General features: G+C 65.0%; 1 protein-coding gene. It reads right to left on the bottom strand.

Going from position 1 to position 548, the window contains the following annotated elements; all coding sequences use genetic code 11:
* Positions 1 to 275 (bottom strand): hypothetical protein (locus tag EOA27_RS39475; protein WP_127259099.1); only part of this gene is annotated, 275 nt, incomplete at its 3' end.
* Between the last annotated feature and the right edge of the window lie 273 nt (positions 276 to 548).

Here is a 548-nt window from a genome sequence, read left to right as displayed (position 1 = left end):
GGGCTGGCACACCGCTGATGCCGGAAGTCGTACACGCCGCCAGCGTCGATGCAGTCGTCAAAAGACAGCCGAGCATCAATGCCCTTATCGATCGCATGATGGTTCTCCTTTTCGATCCTGGCGCGCAGCTCGTCGGCGCCCTTGTGCTTGATGAGCTCGTAGGCCCAGAGCGCGGCGCCCGACGCGATGAGGACGATCGCGCCCCATGCGATCGCGCCGGCGGCCAGGCGCGAGACGCCAAGCCGGTCGACAATGAAGGTGACGAGGAAGCTCACAGGAACATCCACCAAACCAGCGCCATGCCGACAGGCACGCCGACCGCGAAGCCGGCGAGGACCGGCAGCGCTTTCTCGATCGCCTGGGTGAGAACTGCCTTCAGGTTTTCCATGGCTCAGCCCGCCTTGCCGATGGCGAGCGCCAGGCGCTCGGCCTTGCGGCGGGCATACCAGCCATAGGCCAGACCGCCGATCGCCAAGATGGCACTGACCAGGGCAAGGATGAGGACCACCTTGCCGATCCACTCGCTCGTGTAGCTGAAGGGGGAAAGC

It is taken from the genome of Mesorhizobium sp. M2A.F.Ca.ET.037.01.1.1, from assembly GCF_003998075.1.
In the GTDB taxonomy this organism is placed as follows: domain Bacteria; phylum Pseudomonadota; class Alphaproteobacteria; order Rhizobiales; family Rhizobiaceae; genus Mesorhizobium.
Note: the sequence above shows the minus strand (reverse complement) of the source record. Positions and strands in the feature narration are given on the sequence as shown.